The 18217-nt window shown below is 60.9% G+C and carries 21 protein-coding genes; 3 read left to right on the top strand and 18 right to left on the bottom strand.

Annotation, left to right across the window (positions count from 1 at the left end; translation table 11 throughout):
• Positions 1 to 94: 94 nt before the first annotated feature.
• On the bottom strand, positions 95 to 1093 hold the full coding sequence (locus F560_RS0107120) for an HRDC domain-containing protein (protein WP_019005031.1): 999 nt from the start codon (positions 1091 to 1093) through the stop codon (positions 95 to 97).
• Positions 1094 to 1401: 308 nt separating this feature from the next.
• Here F560_RS0107120 and F560_RS0107125 point away from each other — a divergent pair, with 308 nt between their 5' ends.
• The 3 genes from F560_RS0107125 (at position 1402) to F560_RS0107135 (ending at position 3267) form a co-directional block, all read left to right on the top strand.
• Positions 1402 to 2517, top strand: a complete 1116-nt coding sequence (locus F560_RS0107125; RefSeq protein ID WP_019005032.1) for a nitric oxide synthase oxygenase — start codon at positions 1402 to 1404, stop codon at positions 2515 to 2517.
• A 70-nt stretch (positions 2518 to 2587) separates the two neighbouring features.
• Complete coding sequence (locus tag F560_RS0107130) at positions 2588 to 2884, top strand: DUF3055 domain-containing protein (RefSeq protein ID WP_019005033.1); 297 nt, start codon at positions 2588 to 2590, stop codon at positions 2882 to 2884.
• A gap of 110 nt (positions 2885 to 2994) precedes the next feature.
• Complete coding sequence (locus F560_RS0107135; protein ID WP_019005034.1) at positions 2995 to 3267, top strand: hypothetical protein; 273 nt, start codon at positions 2995 to 2997, stop codon at positions 3265 to 3267.
• Positions 3268 to 3278: 11 nt separating this feature from the next.
• Here the strand turns inward: F560_RS0107135 and F560_RS24515 are convergent, their stop codons facing one another.
• From F560_RS24515 to F560_RS0107225, 17 genes are all read right to left on the bottom strand, one after another.
• A complete protein-coding gene (locus F560_RS24515; RefSeq protein ID WP_019005035.1) occupies positions 3279 to 4685 on the bottom strand; it encodes a phosphodiester glycosidase family protein in 1407 nt (468 codons plus the stop codon).
• Between the two features lie 74 nt (positions 4686 to 4759).
• On the bottom strand, positions 4760 to 5653 hold the full coding sequence (locus F560_RS0107145; RefSeq protein WP_019005036.1) for a 5'-3' exonuclease: 894 nt from the start codon (positions 5651 to 5653) through the stop codon (positions 4760 to 4762).
• A 105-nt stretch (positions 5654 to 5758) separates the two neighbouring features.
• Positions 5759 to 6943, bottom strand: coding sequence for an aminotransferase class I/II-fold pyridoxal phosphate-dependent enzyme (locus tag F560_RS0107150; RefSeq protein WP_019005037.1), 1185 nt, complete (start codon positions 6941 to 6943; stop codon positions 5759 to 5761).
• Positions 6944 to 6964: 21 nt separating this feature from the next.
• Positions 6965 to 8041: a site-2 protease family protein gene (locus F560_RS0107155; protein WP_019005038.1), complete on the bottom strand. Its 1077-nt coding sequence runs from the start codon at positions 8039 to 8041 to the stop codon at positions 6965 to 6967.
• 33 nt (positions 8042 to 8074) lie between these two features.
• On the bottom strand, positions 8075 to 8437 hold the full coding sequence (locus F560_RS0107160; RefSeq protein ID WP_019005039.1) for an arsenate reductase family protein: 363 nt from the start codon (positions 8435 to 8437) through the stop codon (positions 8075 to 8077).
• Positions 8434 to 9435, bottom strand: a complete 1002-nt coding sequence (locus tag F560_RS0107165) for an RluA family pseudouridine synthase (RefSeq protein ID WP_019005040.1) — start codon at positions 9433 to 9435, stop codon at positions 8434 to 8436. Before F560_RS0107165 ends, F560_RS0107160 begins: the two co-directional genes overlap by 4 nt.
• Positions 9428 to 10021 (bottom strand): cob(I)yrinic acid a,c-diamide adenosyltransferase, encoded by a 594-nt coding sequence (locus F560_RS0107170; RefSeq protein ID WP_019005041.1) that lies wholly within the window; start codon positions 10019 to 10021, stop codon positions 9428 to 9430. The genes F560_RS0107165 and F560_RS0107170 overlap by 8 nt, the downstream gene beginning before the upstream one ends.
• Positions 9993 to 10622 (bottom strand): bifunctional adenosylcobinamide kinase/adenosylcobinamide-phosphate guanylyltransferase, encoded by a 630-nt coding sequence (locus F560_RS0107175; RefSeq protein ID WP_019005042.1) that lies wholly within the window; start codon positions 10620 to 10622, stop codon positions 9993 to 9995. Before F560_RS0107175 ends, F560_RS0107170 begins: the two co-directional genes overlap by 29 nt.
• Positions 10623 to 10699: 77 nt before the next feature.
• Positions 10700 to 10957: an aspartyl-phosphate phosphatase Spo0E family protein gene (locus F560_RS22750; RefSeq protein WP_019005043.1), complete on the bottom strand. Its 258-nt coding sequence runs from the start codon at positions 10955 to 10957 to the stop codon at positions 10700 to 10702.
• A 111-nt stretch (positions 10958 to 11068) separates the two neighbouring features.
• A complete protein-coding gene (locus F560_RS0107185; protein ID WP_019005044.1) occupies positions 11069 to 12280 on the bottom strand; it encodes an aminotransferase class I/II-fold pyridoxal phosphate-dependent enzyme in 1212 nt (403 codons plus the stop codon).
• 30 nt (positions 12281 to 12310) lie between these two features.
• A complete protein-coding gene (locus F560_RS0107190; protein ID WP_019005045.1) occupies positions 12311 to 12802 on the bottom strand; it encodes an Lrp/AsnC family transcriptional regulator in 492 nt (163 codons plus the stop codon).
• Positions 12803 to 12955: 153 nt separating this feature from the next.
• Positions 12956 to 13336 carry a spore coat protein gene (locus F560_RS0107195; RefSeq protein ID WP_019005046.1) on the bottom strand — a complete coding sequence of 127 codons (381 nt, stop codon included), beginning with the start codon at positions 13334 to 13336 and terminating at the stop codon, positions 12956 to 12958.
• Positions 13337 to 13353: 17 nt separating this feature from the next.
• Positions 13354 to 13578, bottom strand: coding sequence for a hypothetical protein (locus tag F560_RS0107200; protein ID WP_019005047.1), 225 nt, complete (start codon positions 13576 to 13578; stop codon positions 13354 to 13356).
• 119 nt (positions 13579 to 13697) lie between these two features.
• Positions 13698 to 14627 carry a cysteine synthase A gene (cysK, locus tag F560_RS0107205; RefSeq protein ID WP_019005048.1) on the bottom strand — a complete coding sequence of 310 codons (930 nt, stop codon included), beginning with the start codon at positions 14625 to 14627 and terminating at the stop codon, positions 13698 to 13700.
• Positions 14624 to 15208 (bottom strand): hypothetical protein, encoded by a 585-nt coding sequence (locus tag F560_RS0107210; RefSeq protein ID WP_019005049.1) that lies wholly within the window; start codon positions 15206 to 15208, stop codon positions 14624 to 14626. Before F560_RS0107210 ends, cysK begins: the two co-directional genes overlap by 4 nt.
• 108 nt (positions 15209 to 15316) lie before the next feature.
• Positions 15317 to 15748, bottom strand: a complete 432-nt coding sequence (locus F560_RS0107220) for a DUF350 domain-containing protein (protein ID WP_019005050.1) — start codon at positions 15746 to 15748, stop codon at positions 15317 to 15319.
• 25 nt (positions 15749 to 15773) lie between these two features.
• Complete coding sequence (locus F560_RS0107225; RefSeq protein ID WP_019005051.1) at positions 15774 to 18146, bottom strand: endonuclease MutS2; 2373 nt, start codon at positions 18144 to 18146, stop codon at positions 15774 to 15776.
• Between the last annotated feature and the right edge of the window lie 71 nt (positions 18147 to 18217).

Here is an 18217-nt window from a genome sequence, read left to right on the forward strand (position 1 = left end):
GAAACGGGCTTCCCGGCCGGCGTACTTCCCGCATATGTGCGGGAAATACGCCTTTTTATTTCAACCGTTGATTCGCAGCCGCCACGCCCTGGTCTTATACCGCTTTCGATTGCGCGTCGCGGCGAAGCCGGATGCGCAGCAGGCGGAGCTTCTCGTACACCCGTTCCGTTTCGCTGCCGGGCTCGGTCTCGCCATATACCCGTTTCACCAGCGGCTTCAAGTACCGGTCGCCCAGTTCCTTTATCGCCTCCGTCGCTTGGGCGACCTCTTCCTGCGAAATTCCGGCCGTTTCCTTCTCGACCAGAGCCGATACGTCGTACCCTTCCTCATCCAGCTTCTCGATCCGCTCCAGCAGCAGGCGGCGCGAAAGCTTCAGCTCCCGCTCCAGATCCGCCAGCGATTGGCCCTGCCGGATGCCCGCCAGCAGCTTGCGCTTCTCCTGGACGAGCGACAAGCTTCTTTCGTATTTCTCCTCCTTTTGGCGGTAAGACCATTCATCCCACGCTTTGGCGTCGATCCGCTGCGCGACCCAATCCAGCGGAAAGCTGTGCTCCCTCGCAAACGGCCGCAGCAGTTCCACCAGTTCGGCGCCGTACCGCTGCGTCTTGAGCGGCCCGAAGCCCGGAATCTGGCCGAGTTCTTCCAATGTCCGGGGAACGTAGACGGCCAGCATCTGAAGCTCGCGGTTGGTCGCCACCAGATAGACGGGCCGATTCTCTTCCGCGGACTTGGCGCGTCTCCACTGGCGCAGCGCCGCAAGTTCCGCTTCCTTGTCGAACATATCGGCGTAACATTGAATAAGCGACGGCAGCGCCGGCTGCCGCTCCCAATGCGGGATGTCCTCCAGCATGCCGTCCATCCGCGGACGGAACCCTTCCCTCATCCGGCGCGCCACTCCGTAGCGGAACGTCGCAAGCAATTCCTCCCAGCTGGCGCCCTCGTACCAAATCTCCTGTTCCGGCTCTCCAAACTCCGGCAGCTGCTGCCATCCTGCCGTCCACATGCCCTCCTCTTCGCCGATAAAAACTTGCCCCCGTTCCGCGTCGGATAATCCCGTCGCCCGTTCAAACCGATTCAGAAACACGATTTCCATTCGGATTCTCCTCCTTGTCCGCTGTAAGCGGCGTAATGGCAAGTTCCGGCCTTGCCATGCGAGCAAGAAAAAAAGCACCTTCCGCCGCATGGGCGAAGAGGTGCTTCCTCATCGTATGCCTGAACCTTTTAATGAAAGTCTAGCAGAATTGGCTCGTTTTGGCAAGAAGCAATTTTCCCCGTTTTCCCCCGAACGAATCGAAAACTGTCACAAGTTTTCCTTTTGCGGCCGTTCCCGCTGCTGTGTTAAGGTTAGGTCAAGCGCGGATATGCCATCATCGGGGAAAAGGACAGGAGGCGAAACAAGGCATGCAGAGCACGAACACCGAGGCGCTGAAGACGGAACGGCTGATTTCGGAAGCGGAAGCCTTCATCCGGCAGGTCTACGCGGAATTAAGCCGGCCTCCGGCCGCGGCCGAAGAGCGCCTACGCGACATCCGCGGGGAAATCCGCGAAACGGGGTATTACACGCACACGTTCGAAGAAATCGCCCACGGCGCAAAAATGGCCTGGCGCAACGCGAACCGCTGCATCGGCAGGCTGTTCTGGAACCGGCTGCATGTGATCGATGCCCGGCATTGCCGAACCGAGGACGACGTTTACGAGGCGCTTCTCCACCATATCGAATACGCTACAAACGGCGGGGAAATCCGTCCGGTCATCACCGTCTTCGCGCCGGCGGCCGGCGAACGCGAGCCGGTGCGGATATGGAACCACCAGTTGATCCGGTATGCCGGCTACAAGACCGGGGACGGCGTTGTAGGCGATCCGGCTTCGGTGAGCTTCACGGAGGCCTGCCGCGAGCTCGGCTGGCGGGGAGCCGGCACTCCGTTCGACATCCTGCCGCTCGTCGTCCAATCGGACGGCCGCAAACCGCGCTGGTATCCGATTCCCGAAGAGCTGGTGTTGGAAGTGCCCCTGTCCCATCCCCAGTACGACATCTTTCAAGGCACCGAGGTCAAATGGTACGCCGTTCCCATCATTTCCGACATGGGCCTGGTCATGGGCGGAATCCGGTATCCCGCCGCCCCGTTCAACGGCTGGTATATGGGAACCGAGATCGGCGCCCGCAATCTTGCGGACGAGTTCCGCTACAATCTGCTGCCGCTGGTTGCGCGCAATCTGAAGCTGGACACAAGTTCGAACGCATCGCTATGGAAGGACCGGGCGCTGGTGGAGCTGAACGCGGCTGTGCTTCATTCGTTTAAAAAGCGCGGCGTAAGCATCGTCGACCACCATACGGCGGCGCAGCAATTCAAAATGTTCGAGAAAAACGAACGCCGGGCCGGCCGCGAAGTGACCGGCCGCTGGTCGTGGCTGATACCGCCGCTTTCGCCCGCGGCGACGGACATTTTTCACAGCAGCTACGAGGACCGCGAAGTTTGGCCCGGATTTGTGTATCAGCGGCGGCCTTACGAACAATAAGATAAGGCGGCAAGACGGCGGAGCACGATCCGCCGGCCATTTATCCGTTAACCCGACAGGAGGCGCCTTCATGGTTCCGAAAGATTTCGACTTTATGTCCGACAGCACCGAGCAAACGACGACGAGGTTTGTCACCTTCATCACGCCGAAGCTGCACCGTTTCGATCTGGCGATCACGACGACGAACCGTTTTTACGGCAAAAAGCTGGTGATCGACATGCAGTCGGGCCGCAGCGCCGTCCTTGGCACGGACGATCTAGAAGAGGAAGGCGTGCTGGAGTCGGTGTTCCGGCTGGGCGAGGAAGAAGCTGACGAACTGGCGCAATTTCTCGCGCTCGTGCTGGGCGAGCCTCATTTTACGGACTGATTAACCAAAGCCTTGCCGCTGCGGTCCGCCGGTCGGCGCCGCTGCGAATGGAAACGTTCGTGCAGGTTATCCTAACCGGCAAGACGACTTGCCAGCGAGGAGGCTTTGCGATGGAAGGGTTTAAAAAGGAAAACCGCCAACCGACCGCCGATCTGTCTACGGTCGAATCGCAGCGCAACGATTTGACCGCCGAGGAATTTCCGGAAGGCCCTTACGGCACTCCCGTATCCGTCAAGCCGGGCAAGAGTTCGCCTTGGCGGGAGGATCAGCGCCCGCAGAACACCTTCGTTTACGAAAACCGGGAACTGCACGCCGGGCTTGAACGCGATTATCCGGGGGACCACCCGACGCACGCCGAGAAACCGGAACCCGAATCCAAGTGAAGCGGACCGCGTCACGGGCGGAACGCGAGCTTGGGCCCGAACAGAAGCGCATTGCTCAAGCTCCGCCCCGGGACGGTGCGCAGCTTTCCGTCCGCGTACAGCCCGGATGAAGCGCCGCCGTCCAGGTTCATCCCCTGCTTTGCGCCGAGCTGAACCAGAATGGCGCCCAGTTCCTTGATCGTGGCGCTGCCCACCGTTACCACGACGATGCTGCCGTCCGCACGGATGCCGATGCCGCTGCGGGCGGCAGAGGCGGTGGTGAATTTCGCTTCGGTAAATCCTTCCTTCTCCGCCGAGACCGCCACCTTTCCATCCTTGACGACCCGCGGCCCCGCTCCGATGGCGGTGACAACATCGCTCCAGTCGACGGCACGGCCGTCGGCGCCGGTGAATTCCGCTTCGTAGCGGACGCGTTTGCCTACGGCGAACCGCTCCGCCATCTTCTCTTCCGCGCCCGCAAACAAGAGCACATAACCGTTGGCGGGAATCGCCGCGTTCTCGTTTTTGGCGATCCGCTCCACGACGCCCTTGTTCACCACGACGGCCGTTCCTTTCGCGGCGCCGATCCGGCCGCCCCGCTTCGGGGTATACAGAATCGCCGCCGAACCCGAAGCGGAAGAAGGCGTCCGGTTGACGAAATACGCGTACCAGCTTCTTGTGCGGCCGTTTTCTCCCTCTACCGTGCCGCGGATGATGACCTTGAGCGATTCCATTTTGGCCTGGCCGGACGCCGTAAAGCCGATCGTCGTTCCGGTATTGCCGATATGGGCGATTTCGCCGTCGGCGATGACGGTGCCCCACGGCTCCGGGACGCCGCCGTACGCCTCGAAAAACGTGCCGTTTACGGCGATCTGCGCATTCCGCCGCTTTGCGATGGCGTCAAGCGGCTCCGTGCCGCCGATCCGGTCTTTCCCGAGACCGACATCGACGGGCATTCCTTTCGGAATGACGACCGTCTGGACCGTAAACGTTTTGTTCGCGGCCTTCACTTTGCGCGTTTCCGCCTTGGGCGGGAAGGCGAGCTTGGGAGAAGCGGCGGCGGTGACGCGGATTTTGACGGTGCAGGAAGAAAGCGCCTCGCTCCCCGGCGGTTCCCCGTTCCCGATGGCGGCATAAGGATAAACGGTGACGGTCCCCGTTCCCTGTGCCAACGGAACCGCGATCCCCCCTGTCGTCACGCGGACGGTTTGGGTATCCGGCACGGCATAGGAAGCGTCCATTCCCTTCGGAAGCTGCAGGATTTTCTTCAGATCCATCCTGGAGCCGAGCGGCAAGGTTGCCGGCTGCGCGGGACAGACCTGGACCGTTCGGGCGGCTTCCTTCTGCGGCTCTGCGGTCGCCGCCGCCTGGGGCAACGCCGACGCCAACATTATGGCCGCCAGGGCGGCACCGATGATGCGAACCGTATATTTCGCCAATAAAAACGACCCTTTCTTTTTCCTTTATTCCCTTTATTTCGGAAAAAGAAGAGCCGTTATGAAGAGCAGATGATTTAGCCGATCCAGCGCAGGCGGTCCCGGAACTCCAATTCCTCGCAGATGGCGAGCGCCCGGCCCGGATCGAGGTTCCAAGCGCATGCGTTCAGCGGCAGGTCGACCGGCGCATCGCAGCGGATGGTCGCAAGCTGCCTGGACAGATGAAGCATGTCCAGATCGGCCTCGATTTTGCGCCGCAACGATGCGGGAAGCAGATGCAGGTTGTCGAGAATCCCGTCGATGGACGCATACTCGCGAATCAGCTTCATCGCCGTTTTCTCCCCGACGCCGCGGACGCCGGGATAGTTGTCGCTCGGATCGCCCATCAGTCCTTTCAGGTCGACAATTTGCGCGGGGGTCATTTGCCGCTCCTCCATCAGCACCTCCGGCGTATAAACCGTATAATTGCCGTGCCCCTTCTTCATGATCGCAACCCGGATCCGGTCATCCGTCAGCTGCAGCAGATCGTGGTCGCCGGTCATGATCGTGACCAGAGCTTCGCCGCAAAAACGCTTGGCCAGCGTTCCGATGCAATCGTCGGCTTCATAGCCCTCCACGCCGACGTTCGGCACGCCGAAGTGTTCCATGACCTCCTTGATCAGTTCGAACTGCGGAATCAGGTCCTCGGGCGCCTCCGGCCGGTTGCCCTTGTAGTCGGGAAATTGCCCGGTGCGGAACGTCGCGCTCCCCATATCCCAGCAGCAGACGATATGGGTGGGCGAAAACCGTTGAACGGCATCGCCGAAATACCGCAAAAACCCGTGGATCGCGTTGACCGGCGTTCCGCTCCGCGTCCGTTTGACCGCGCCTCCGTAGGCCGTCGCGTAATAAGCGCGAAACAGAACGGCCATGCCGTCGACGAGCAGCACATGCCGCTCCCGTCCCGCATCTCTTTCGTTTATCCCAATCATGACGTTCATCCTTCCCGTTCTTTTCGCCGTTGCCCGGCACTAACGGCCCGCCCCGCGCTTTCGGCTGCCGAGCCGCGGGCCGCCGCGCCCGGCGGAACCGTTCCGTCAGCGGGGCTCATGCTCCCGCAAAAACCGTCCGATCCGCCGGGCGGCCTCTTCCAGCCGCTCTTCCTCTTCCACCAGCGCCAGCCGCACATACCCTTCTCCCCGGGAACCGAACGCGTTGCCGGGAACCGACGCCACGCCGGTTGCGGCGAGCAGCTCCCGGGAAAACGCTCTGGACGTCCACCCGGCGGGCAGCGGCGCCCACACGAACATCGTCGCTTTCGGGAAGGGAATCATCCAGCCTTCCTCGCGAAGCGCCCGCACGAAGCGGTCCCTCCTTCGCTCGTACAGAGCCGACACCGGTTCGGGACGCGCCATATCGCGCTCCATCGCGGCGGCGGCGGCCTCCTGAACGGGGAGAAATACGCCGAAATCGATATTGCTTTTCAGCGCCCGCAGCGCATCCAGGGCGTCGCGATTGCCGACGGCGAATCCGATGCGGCCGCCCGCCAGATGAAACGACTTCGAGAGCGAATGGAATTCGACCGCCACGTCGAACGCTCCCGGCACTTCCAGAACGCTCGGCGGCCGGAAGCCGTCGAAAGCCATTTCGCTGTACGCATTGTCGTGCACGAGCAGCACGTTTCTGCGGCGCGCTATGTCCACCGCCTTCTCGAAAAACGCCAGATCGGCGGTTGCCGACAGCGGATTGCTCGGATAGTTGAGCAGCATGAACCTGGCTTTGTGCCACACTTCGTCCGGGATGGCGTCAAAGTCGGGCAAATAGCCGTGCGGCTCGGTGAGCGGCATCAAGACGGGCTCGACGCCCGCCACCGCAAGTCCCGCCTGATAGACGGGATACCCCGGGTCCGGCAGCAGCGCGCAGTCGCCCGGATTCGTCACCGCCAGCGCAAGATGCGCCAAACCGTCCTGCGTGCCCATCAGCGACAGCAGCTCGCGCTCCGGGTCAAGCTCCACCCCGAACCTGCGGGCAAACCAGCGGGCTGCCGTTTCCCGGAATTTCGCGGACCCGTCCGTTCCCGGATACCGGTAAAGCTCCGGCCGAAGGCAGGCAGCCGACAAGGTCTCCATGACTTCCGCAGCCGGAGGGCGGTCCGGGCTGCCGATATCGAGCCCGATGACATCGGCCCCTTGCCGCCGCGCTTCCGCCTTCCATTCCGCCACCTCGGAAAAAATCGCCGAACCGAGCCTGTCCAGCCGTCCCGAGCGCCATTTGTTCGCCATAACCCACTTCCTCTCGCTTTCTTAACCGGGATGAGCCAGTCCCGTCTCCTGAATCAACCACATCATGTACAGCAAGGCAAGCGCAAGTCCGCCGTACATCATGCCGAAACGCCAGCGAACGCGGGCCGGCACATCGTAATAATTGGCCGGCTCATGCCTCTGCCCCTCCATCCGAACCGTCAGCTTCACGTTGCCGTTCTCGTCCGGCCCCTCGATCTGCCGGATATAAACGCGGTTGACCGTGCACGGCAGATCGATTTCCAGTTGGCCGCGGAACGACAGCGGCTCCCACCAGAACTCCACCGTATGCTGCCCGTCCAGACGGCAATAAGCCGTAAACGGCAGCTCGCGCCGGTGCGCCTCGCCGGATAAGTACCACGAAGGCAGCGCCGGATCGGCAACCGCTTCGTACACGCCCTCCGCATCGTGCGGTTTGCCCCCGCTGCGGTTCTGTTTGAAACGCCGGTACATTTCCCATAGAAACCATAGCCAGATGAGCGCAAACAGGAGGCTGCGCGTATACCAGACGACAAACGGACCGACCGCGGCGCCGACGGCCCACAGCCAGCGGCTGACGGCAGCCGCGATTCTCCCGCCGTCCAGCGGATGGATCGGCAGCAGGTTGAGCAGGTTCAGAAAAAATCCGACATACGCGAGAGCAAACCATACTTCCTGTCCCGTCCAATGGCCGATTCCGTAACAGACAAGCGCGCCGGCGGAGCCCAGTGCGGGACCTCCCAGCGCAATCGCGGCTTCCGTCGCCGCGTCCTTCGGCGTTCGTTTCATCATGATGAGCGCGCCGACGAACGGGATGAACACCGGAGCGGTGACGGGCAGGCCGCGCCGCTTCGCCACCCATACGTGGCCCATCTCATGGATGAAGATGAGCGCGACGAAGCCGAGCGCGAACGTCCACGGGTAAATAAGCGCGTAGGCCCCGACCGTGACGGCCATGGACAGAAGCGGCTTGCCGAATTTCAGCAGCGCCAGCAGCACGCTCTTGCCCTTGGACAGCAGCATGACAAGCCCCGCCGCCCACGCCCAAATTCCGTTTCCCCGGTTGCGCTTCTTCTCTTGCCGCTCTTCCCTAAGTGCCAACGGCTTCGCTCCTTTCCTCGCCGGTTCTCCGCCTTATCCCCAGACGGGCAGGACGTCCTGCTCGCGGAAGCCTACGGTCGCCTTTTCCCCGTCGGTGATGACCGGCCGTTTGATCAGCTTTCCGTTGCCGGCCAGCAGCGCGATTTTCTCGTCGTCCGACATTTGCGGCAGCCGGTTTTTCAGTCCCAGCGATTTGTAAACTTCGCCGGACGTGTTGAACCACTTGTTGACCGGCAATCCGCTTTGGCCGATCAGTTGCTTCAGCTCGTCTGCGGACGGCGGATGGTCCACGATATGCCGCAGTTCCAGCGTATAGCCTTTTTCCTTAAGCCAGCTTACGGCTTTGCGGCAGGTGCCGCAGCCCGGATAATGATAAACTTGCAGCGTTTTGCTCATATGCCGTTCGTTGCTCCTTCTTGCGCGGATTTCGTTGCGTTGGACAGTTCCGCCAGCCTGGCCGCAAGCGCCTTAAGATCGTCCGGCAGCTCCGCTTCCAGCGTCATGGCTTCGCCCGTCACCGGATGGCGGAAGGCGAGCAGCCTTGCATGCAAAGCCTGCCGCTTGGCCACGTCCGCAAGCATCCGGGACAGAGGCGACCCTTCCCATGCCGGGTCGGTATAATAATCGTCCCCGATCAGCGGACAGCCGATCGAGGTCATGTGCACGCGGATTTGGTGCGTCCGTCCGGTGCCGAGCCGGATTTCGAGCTCGGACGCGCCGCAATCGTAAACGCGGGCCACCGAATAATAGGTAAGCGACGGCGCCCCGTCCTCGCGTATCGCGCGGCGGTGCGGATCTTCCGGCACCCGCCCGATCGCCCCGCGCACCTCGCCTTCTTCATGCGGGGGCTTCCCGTAGACGAAGGCGCGGTAAGCTTTCTCCACGGCGCCTTCCGCCATTTGGACCGAAAGCTGCTGATGCGCATAGGGATGCTTGGCGACGATGACCAGGCCGGACGTATGCTCGTCCAAGCGGTGCACGGGGCGGAAGCGGCAGCGCTCGCCCCGCTCCCGCCAATAATGCATGACCCCGTTGGCCAGCGTGTTCAAGTAATGGCCGGTCGTCGGATGCACGATGATGCCGGCGGGCTTGTTCAGAACGAGCAAATGCTCGTCTTCGAACACGATGTCCAGCTCCATCGGCTGCGGGAGAATATCGTCCGAAGACTCCTGCTCCATTCGCAGCTCGATGACGTCGCCCCGGGCGATCCTCGTGCCCGGCAGCGCCCGAATGCCGTTCACCTTCAGGCCGTCCTCGGATTTTTTCAGCCGCACGTAAAGCCTCCTGGAGACGCCGAGCCGATGCTTCAGAATTTCCTGCAGCGTCTTGCCGTCGTCGGCTTCGTCCGCGCGGTGCACCAGCGGCTGGTAATACCTTTCCTTCTCCTCATTCATCCGCCTTCAGCCTCCGCCGGAACACGCGGGCGCCGCGCTCGTATTCCGCATCCCGCACGCCAAGGCGGGCGTTCGCCGCTCGCGCCGCGGCAAAAAAATAGTCCGACAGGCGGTTGATGTACCGCAGCGCCTCTTCCGGGCACGATTGCCCCGTCCGCGCCAGCGCCACCATGCGGCGCTCCGCCCGCCGGCACACGGTCCGGCACGCATGCAGCATCGAGGCGGCCAGGCTTCCGCCCGGCAGAATAAACCGTTCGATCGGCGGCGCATTCGCCGCATGCCGATCGATCCACGCCTCCAGCCGCGCCGTCATGTCCGCGGTGACCTTCAGCTGCTCCGGCGCCGGCTGCGCATACGACAAGTCCGAGCCGCAATCGAACAGCTCCTGCTGGATGACATAAAGCTCCTCCAGCAGATCGTCCCAGCTCCCGCCTGCGTCAGCCGCAAGCAAAGCGGCAGCCTGGCCGACGAAAGCGTTCAGCTCGTCGATCGTCCCGTAAGCCTCGACGCGCACGTCGTCCTTGGCCACCCGGCCGCCGATAATGGACGTTTCGCCTTTATCTCCCTTTCGGGTATAGAGTTTCATGATGAACGTTCCCCCGCTTCGTACGCGAACCTTTCAATTCCGTCGCCGCTCCGGCCGTCAGCCGGTACATGCCGGCGCACGCGCTTGCAAGGCGCAAATTGGCCGCCGACAGCCGAGCCAGATACCACCGTTCCCATGGATCGGCCGCAAGCCCCGCAAGCGGTTCCTCCGTGACGACGATCCTCCGGCCGTCGAAGCCGAGAATGGCGCCGAGCGTCTCGTCGAGCGCCGCGTCCAGCCTGGCGAATGCCGAATCCGGCGCCGCGTCCGGCTTGGCGGACGCATCCCGCTCGCGGGCGATTTGGCCGCGAAGCCAGCCGGCCAGGCCGTCGAACACGACGACCCGCTGATCGATCCGAAACGGATTCGAACTGAAGTTGATTTCCTCGAATTTGCGAGCCGCATCCGCATCCGCCCGAAGCATTTTCCACCGGAAGGCCGGTTGGGTGCCGGAGGGCCGTTCGGGTGCCGGAAGGCGTCCCGAATCGTCAGGCCAGGCGGGACATGCCAGCAGAATCGCCTCTCGGCCGAGCGCTTCGGCCAGACGCCAAGCGAACGCCGATTTCCCGCTGCCGACGCCCCCGATGACGAGCCACAGCATCTCCCCTACCTCCCTGTCGCCGTACTTCCTTTCCACTATAGCACAAAAAGAAAAAGCCCGGAAACGCGCCTCCGGGCTTATCTGGCGATAAGGGTCTGTTTCATGTATTCGTTTATCTTAACATCCAGCAGTCGGCTGATTTCAATGACGGGCTCCGACGTAAACGACATTTCCCGCAAAAAAGCCTCGGTCATGCTTCGCCTCAAGCTGTCGATCTCGTCAACCAAGCTGCCGGATTCCCCGAAGGAATCGTCTCCCCGGCAAGCCCGAACGGACGAGACGTAATGGATTGCGGTATCGTCATGCCCCATCGATCTATGTTCCGCCGTCTCCACGCTCTCTCCCCTTTCACTTGACGAGTCATCATCCAGCGGCTTGAAAAACAAGGGTAATTATAGCAGAACATGGGGAAAATGCCTATCTAAATTATGCAAAATGTTGAAAAATCACAATTTGTTCAAAAAATCGCCAATCCTCTCCAAAGCTTCGGTCAGCTGCGCGACCGACGTCGCATAGGAGCAGCGGATGAAGCCCTCGCCGCCTTTGCCGAACACGTGTCCGGGAACGGCGGCAACTTTGGCTTCCTTCAGCAGACGCTCGGCGAACTCGTTCGCGCTAAGGCCCGTCGACCGGATGGAGGGGAAAGCGTAAAACGCCCCATGCGGCTCGTGGCAATCGAGACCGATTTCGCGGAAGCCGCTTACGACCAGCCTTCTGCGCTGATTGTACGATTCGACCATGCGGTACATGTCTTCCATGCCGTTCTTGAGCGCTTCGAGCGCAGCCACCTGGCTCATGATCGGGGCGCACATGACGGTGTATTGATGGATTTTGAGCATGGCGCCGATGAGGTCCGGATGGCCGCACGCGTATCCGAGCCTCCAGCCCGTCATGGCGAACGCCTTGGAAAAGCCGTTGACCACGATCGTCCGATCCCGCATGCCGGGCAAAGAAGCGAAGCTTACATGCTTGCCGCTGTACGTCAATTCCGCGTAAATCTCGTCGGATATGACGATCAGGTCGTGCTCCTCCACGACCTTGGCGATCGGCAGCCAATCCTCGTACGTCATGATGGCGCCGGTCGGATTGCTCGGGTAGCACAAAATAAGCAGCTTCGATCTCGGGGTAATCGCTGCCTTGAGGTTCTCGGCCTTCAGCTTGAAGCCGTCTTCGGCATACGTCTCGACGCCTACCGGCACGCCGCCTCCAAGCGTCGTAATCGGATTGTAGGAGATATAGCACGGCTCGGGAACCAGCATCTCGTCGCCGGGCTCGATCAGGGCGCGAATCGCCAGATCGATCGCTTCGCTGCTGCCGACCGTGACGAGTATTTCGCTTGCGGGATCGTAGTCCAGGCGGAATTGATGATGCAGGTACTCGCCGATCGCTTCGCGCAGCTCGGGCATGCCGGCGTTCGACGTATACTGCGTTTTTCCCTTCTCAAGCGAATACACGGCCGCATCCCGATAGCGCCACGGAGTGACAAAGTCCGGCTCGCCGACGCCAAGCGATATGATGCTGCCGTCCTTGCTTGCGCTGACCAGATCGAAAAAACGGCGGATGCCGGAAGGCGGGATCGCGCGGGCGCCGGCCGACAAATAATCTTTCATACCGTTTCGTTTGGTCCGGGTTTTGGTCAGTTCCTCGTCTTTGATCATGGGAGTTTTTTCCTTCTTTCAGTTATTAGGTTACGGCGAAACCGGCAATCGGTGATCGTCTTCGAAATCTTCGAAAATGATGCCGTCCTGCTTGTATTTTTTCAGAATGAAAAACGTTTTGGTCGAAATGACCGATTCGATCGTCGCCAGCTTGTTGGAAACGAACGATGCGACTTCCTTCAGGTTTTTGCCTTCGATTTCGACGAGCAGGTCGTACGCCCCCGACATGAGATAGACCGACTTCACTTCCGGGTACAGGTAAATCCGCTCGGCGATGCTTTCAAACCCCCGTCCGCGCTCCGGCGAGCACTCCACCTCGATGAGCGCGGTCACCTTCTCGTCGTCGACCTTGCTCCAGTTGATCACGGTGGCGTATTTGACAATTACATGATCGCTCTCCATCTCCGCGATGGCCTGGGATACCTCGGATTCGTCCGCACCCAGCATCGTGGCGATGACCGATGGGGACAAACGCGCGTCTTCCTTGAGCAGATCCAAAATTTTCAGCTTCAATTCGTTCATTGGGATCCCTCCTGAATACCTCTCATATTACATCAAATACAGGCCGGATGGAAAGGAGCAAATCGGAGTGCACACTGGACCTATTCTCGTCCGCAACACGCAAAATTCCCCTTCGGCCGTCGGTCGAAGGGGAATCGCGGAAGATCGATCTTTTTACATGTAGTATTGTGGCTGCTGGTTAGGCTGCTGATAAGGAGGAACGGGATGCTGGACCGCGTTCGCCTGGTTGCGGCGCTGCTGCACAAACTGGTTCGTCTGCTGCTGGGTCTGCTGATACTCCTTCAGCTGCTTGTCGATTTCCTGGCGCAAAGCGGGGGAGGAGGCGGTATACATGTTTTGCTGCTTCATCGAGTTGTACAGCTCGCCCTGCATCGCCAGCGTATTGTTCAGCAGCTGCGTAAACATTTGCCTTACGTTCGGACATACCGATTCGGTAGCGGCGATGGCGTATTCCCGCGTCACCCGCTTGAGATCGGCCAGAACGGTATAAGCCAGATCCTTATCCGGCATGAAAGATTGGGAAGCCGTGTTCATCCTTGTCGATTCCTCCTTTAGGCTTGCGGCTGCGTCGGCGCGTTCGGCTGCGACTGCTGCAGACAGTTAAGCAGCGATTGGTAATGCTGCATGTGCACCTGCGCCTGATGGTTCAGCACCTGCTGGATCTGCTGGTTGCCGCAAATCGAAGCGGCCGCCGCGCATTGCTTGATCAGCAAATCCTCGTTCGACATGGAGTCCGCGATGTACTCCAGCTCTTTGGCGGTTATCGGTTGGTTCATCCGCTAACTTCCTTCCATTTCCAAGAGTTGTTATCAACAAGGGTAGTATTTGCCGCCAGCAGGAAAATATGCAAATGCATGTCCAAGAACCATACGCAATCCGCGCGCCGTGCCGGAATCTAGCTGTCCGGGTTGAACACGCCCATGCTCAAATACCGCTCGCCGGTGTCGGGGGCGATGCAGAGCACGCGCTTGCCCGCGCCAAGCCGGCGGGCCAGCTTGAGCGCGGCAAACACGGACGCGCCGGAAGAAGGGCCGACGAGCAGCCCTTCCTCCCGCGCGAGCTGCCGCATCGTCGTCAGCGCATCGTCGTCCGTTACCTGAACGATTTCGTCATAGACCGCCGTATTCAGAATCTTCGGGACGAATCCGGGGCTTGTACCGACAAGCTTATGCGGACCGGGCTTGCCTCCCGACAGCACGGGGGAACCCGCGGGCTCGACAACGGCGATATAAAGTCCGGGCAGACGGGACTTCAGCTCCTCTCCGGTTCCGGTAATCGTGCCGCCCGTACCTGCCGTTGCGACAAACGCGTCGAGCCGTCCTTCGGTCTGTTCGATGATTTCAAGCGCGGTCGTGCGGCGGTGAATGTCCGGATTCGCCGGATTTTCAAACTGATTCGGCATATAGCTTCCGGGGATTTCGGCCAGCAGCTCCTTCGCCTTGGCGATCGCCCCCGGCATGCGCTGCTCTGCGGGCGTCAGCACGACTTCCGCGCCATAGCCCCGCAGCAGGGCGATCCGCTCCCGCGACATATTGTCGGGCATGACGAGAATCAGGCGGTAACCTTTGGCCGCCGCGTTCATCGCCAGACCGATGCCGGTGTTCCCGCTGGTCGGCTCGATAATGACCGAGCCCGGCGCGATCAGCCCCCGCGCTTCCGCGTCGGCGATAAGCGCATAGGCGGCGCGGTCCTTGACGCTTCCGCTCGGGTTCATTTTTTCCAGCTTCACCAGCACTTCCGCATCCCGCTCCCCGGTCAACCGGTTCAGCCGGACGGCAGGCGTATCCCCGATCAGTTCCGTTACGGAACGGACAACCCGGCTCATTGCGGGCTTCCTTTCTTCTTCGCGGCTCCGCTGAGCCGTTGGGACAGCTTTATGCGGTCCTCCTCGGACAGCGCGTAATGCACGGCAAAGCAGGACGGGCACACATAAGCCTGTACCGCAAACGGAGCGCCCAGCACCGCTCCGCCGCCGTACAGCAGCTTGGATACGCGCGGCTTAAACGCCTCTTCGCCGACTTGGATTTCGCCCGCTTCCAGCATATATTCATGGCACACCGGGCATTCGGGAACCGTCTCCTGCTCGTCGAGCAGCTTTTCGACCGTCTCCTCGAAATCGAGCAGGCTCTCCGCTTTTTCTTCGATCTCTTCCAGCTCTTTGATGTCTTCGAGCTTGGCGTCCCGTTCCCAATCCGGCTCTTCGCCGGCAGCTGCCGCGCCGCCTCCGGACCGTTTGGCCGCTGCGGCCGGTTCCTCCGGCTCGTCCTCCTCGTTTTTGTCCAGCGTGATCCTCAGCGTCCGGTAACCGTCCAATTCGTTCTCGCAAACGGGACAAACTTTATCCGGCTCCTGGCCTTCCTCGGTAAGAATTTCCGTCTGACACCACGGGCATACGACGACTGCCATTTTATCCCTCCATCACCATGTAAACGACGCCTAACGCAAAAAACACCAACGCAAGCGCAAACAAAGTGCCCCACAAATATTTCATGCGCAAACCTCCAGCCGACCCGGTCACCCGTAGGTGACGACCGCTCCGATAATGTAAGACAGCGAAACCGACAAAAACAGCGAGATCAGCCCGACCGCCCGATTGTCCCGGGCGATTTCGTCATCGATACGGAACACCGGCGTGAAAAATTCGAACAGAAAATACGCGGCCAAGAGCAGCACGAATCCGACGCCGGCCCAAAGCAAGCTTTCGTAAATCGTGTCGTTGCTTTGGATCGAGAAGCGGAACACGTTGCAAATGCCGAATATTTTTCCTCCGGTAGCCATCGCGACCGACACGTTGCCTTTTGCGATTTCGTTCCAGCAGTTGTATTTGGTGACCCATTCAAAGCAAGCAAGGCAAACGATCAGCATCAAGATGCCGACCGAAAAATAGGCCAGCATCGCCAAAAGGGGATGAGCCATCAACGAATCCACGCTGCTCGTACTGTCCATGCGCAATCCTCCCCCCGTTCCGCCGTCATTTCAACTCGGCTACGGTCACGCCCGCTCCGCCTTCGCCGTACGCGCCCAGACGGAACGACTTTACATGCTTGTGCTTGCGCAGAAAGTCCTGAATTCCGGCCCGGAGCGTTCCGGTTCCTTTGCCGTGGATCAAATAAACCTGGCCCAAATTGGACAAAAACGCTTCGTCGAGAAAACGATCCGCCGCAATCAGCGCCTCGTCCAGCGTCATGCCCCGCAAATCCAGCTCGAGCGGGACATGATCGTCCCGGGTGCGCTTGACGATCGCGGCGGCCGTTTTCGCTTGGCGGGCGTCAACCGCGGGCTTCTTGCCGGCCACGAGTTCCAGATCGCTCAAGGAGACTTTCATTTTCAAAATCCCAAGCTGCACGAGCGCTTCGCCCGAACCCGTCAGTTCGACGACGTGGCCTTTCTGGCCGCCGAGGCTGTACACTTTGACCTCGTCCCCCGGCCCGATGTCCGCGGGCTTGCCTTCCGCCGGACGCCGCGGCTTTTCGACCGGCTCCGGGACGGCTTCCTCCAGTTTCCGGCGGGCTTCGATCAGCTTGTGCTCCTTGACGGACGCCGCTTCCTCCATCGCCATCTTCCGCAGGTCCGCAATGATCTGCTCCGCTTCCCGCTTGGCCTTGAGAACCGAAAGCCGTGCCTCCTCCCGCGCTTCCTCGAGCAGTTTGGCCTTCTGCTCCCGAAACTTGAACCTTTCCTCTTCGATCTGCTTGCGGAGCGCCTCCACCTCTTGGCGCAAGCGCTCCGCCGTTTTGCGTTCCGATTCGGCGCGGCGGCGGTCTTGTTCCAGCGAAGCGATCATGGTGTCGACCCTGAGCTCGTCATCGCCCACTTCCCGCCGGGCGAAATCGATGATCGACTGGGGCAATCCAAGCCGGCTGGCGATGGCGAGCGCATTGCTCCGTCCGGGCACGCCGACCAGCAGCCGATAGGTAGGACGAAGGGTGGCCACGTCGAATTCCATGCTGGCGTTGATGATGCCTTCCCGGTTGTACGCATATGCCTTCAGCTCGCTGTAGTGCGTGGTGGCGATGATGCGGCAGCCGATGCGGTGCAGATGCTCCAAAATCGCAACGGCCAGCGCCGATCCTTCCGCCGGGTCCGTTCCGGCTCCCAATTCGTCCAGCAGCACCAGGCTCCGGGAGGTCACCCGTTTCAGTATGCCGATCAGATTGGTCATATGGCTGGAAAACGTACTCAAGCTCTGCTCGATGCTTTGCTCGTCTCCGATATCGGCGTACACGCCGTCGAACACGCACAGCCGGCTGCCTTCGTCCGCCGGCACGAACAGGCCCGACATGGCCATCAGGCTGAGCAGGCCGACCGTCTTGAGCGACACCGTCTTGCCTCCGGTATTGGGACCGGTTACGATGATCGCCGAATAGCTTTCGCCGAGCTCGACGTCGATCGGGACCACCGCCTCTTCCGGAATGAGCGGATGGCGGGCGCGTTTTAAGCGAAGCTTCCCTTCGCCGTTCATCTCGGGCCGGGTCGCAAACTGCGACTTCGCAAACGCCGCTTTGGCGAAAATAAAATCGATGTATCCGAGCGATTCGTTATCGGAAACAAGCAACTCCGCCTTTTCGCCGACAAGGGCGCTCAGCCGGCGCAGAATGCGCTCGATTTCCTTCTGCTCCTGCAGCTTGAGCTCGCGGAGCTTGTTGTTGAGCTGCAGCACCGCTTCCGGCTCGATGAACAGCGTCGCGCCGCTGCCGGACTGGTCGTGCACGATGCCGCCGAAGTGCGAGCGGTACTCTTGTTTGACCGGGATCACGTAGCGGTCGCCGCGTATGGTGATCAGCGTTTCCTGCAGCATTTTCTGCACGGAGGCCGAACGGATCAGGCTTTCCAGCTTGTCGCGGACCCGGCTTTCTCCGAGGCGGATCTCCCGGCGGATGGCGGCAAGCTCCGGACTGGCCGCATCCATGACCTCGCCCTGCTCGTCGATGCATCGGCGGATTTCGTCCTCCAGCGGCTTCGCGTCGATCAGCGGCTCGACCAAATCTTCAAGCAGCGGAATGGAAATCTCTTCCGCCACCGAAGCCGTATACTTGCGGATGCGTCTTATGCCTCTGATGAGCTGGGCAATGTCCATCAGCTCCGAGGGCCCAAGGACGCCGCCAAGCTTCGCGCGCTGAAGCTGCGGCCGCACGTCGGCTACGCCTCCGAACGGCGGCGCCCCTTTGAGCTCAACCGACCGGACCGCTTCGTCCGTAACCGCCAGCCGGCGCCTCACTTCATCCAAATCCGCGGACGGACGCAGCCGCGCGGCTTCCTCCTTGCCAAGCGACGTTGCCGCGAATTCCGCCAGCTTGAGCAGGATTTTATCGTACTCCAATGTATATAACGCCTTATCGTTCACGGCGGGGTTCCAACTCCTCTCAGCCCTTATTATAGCGGATGGCGGCGCGCTTGCGAAACCTTCCAATCATA

This window comes from Cohnella laeviribosi DSM 21336 (genome assembly GCF_000378425.1).
Lineage (GTDB): Bacteria > Bacillota > Bacilli > Paenibacillales > Paenibacillaceae > Cohnella > Cohnella laeviribosi.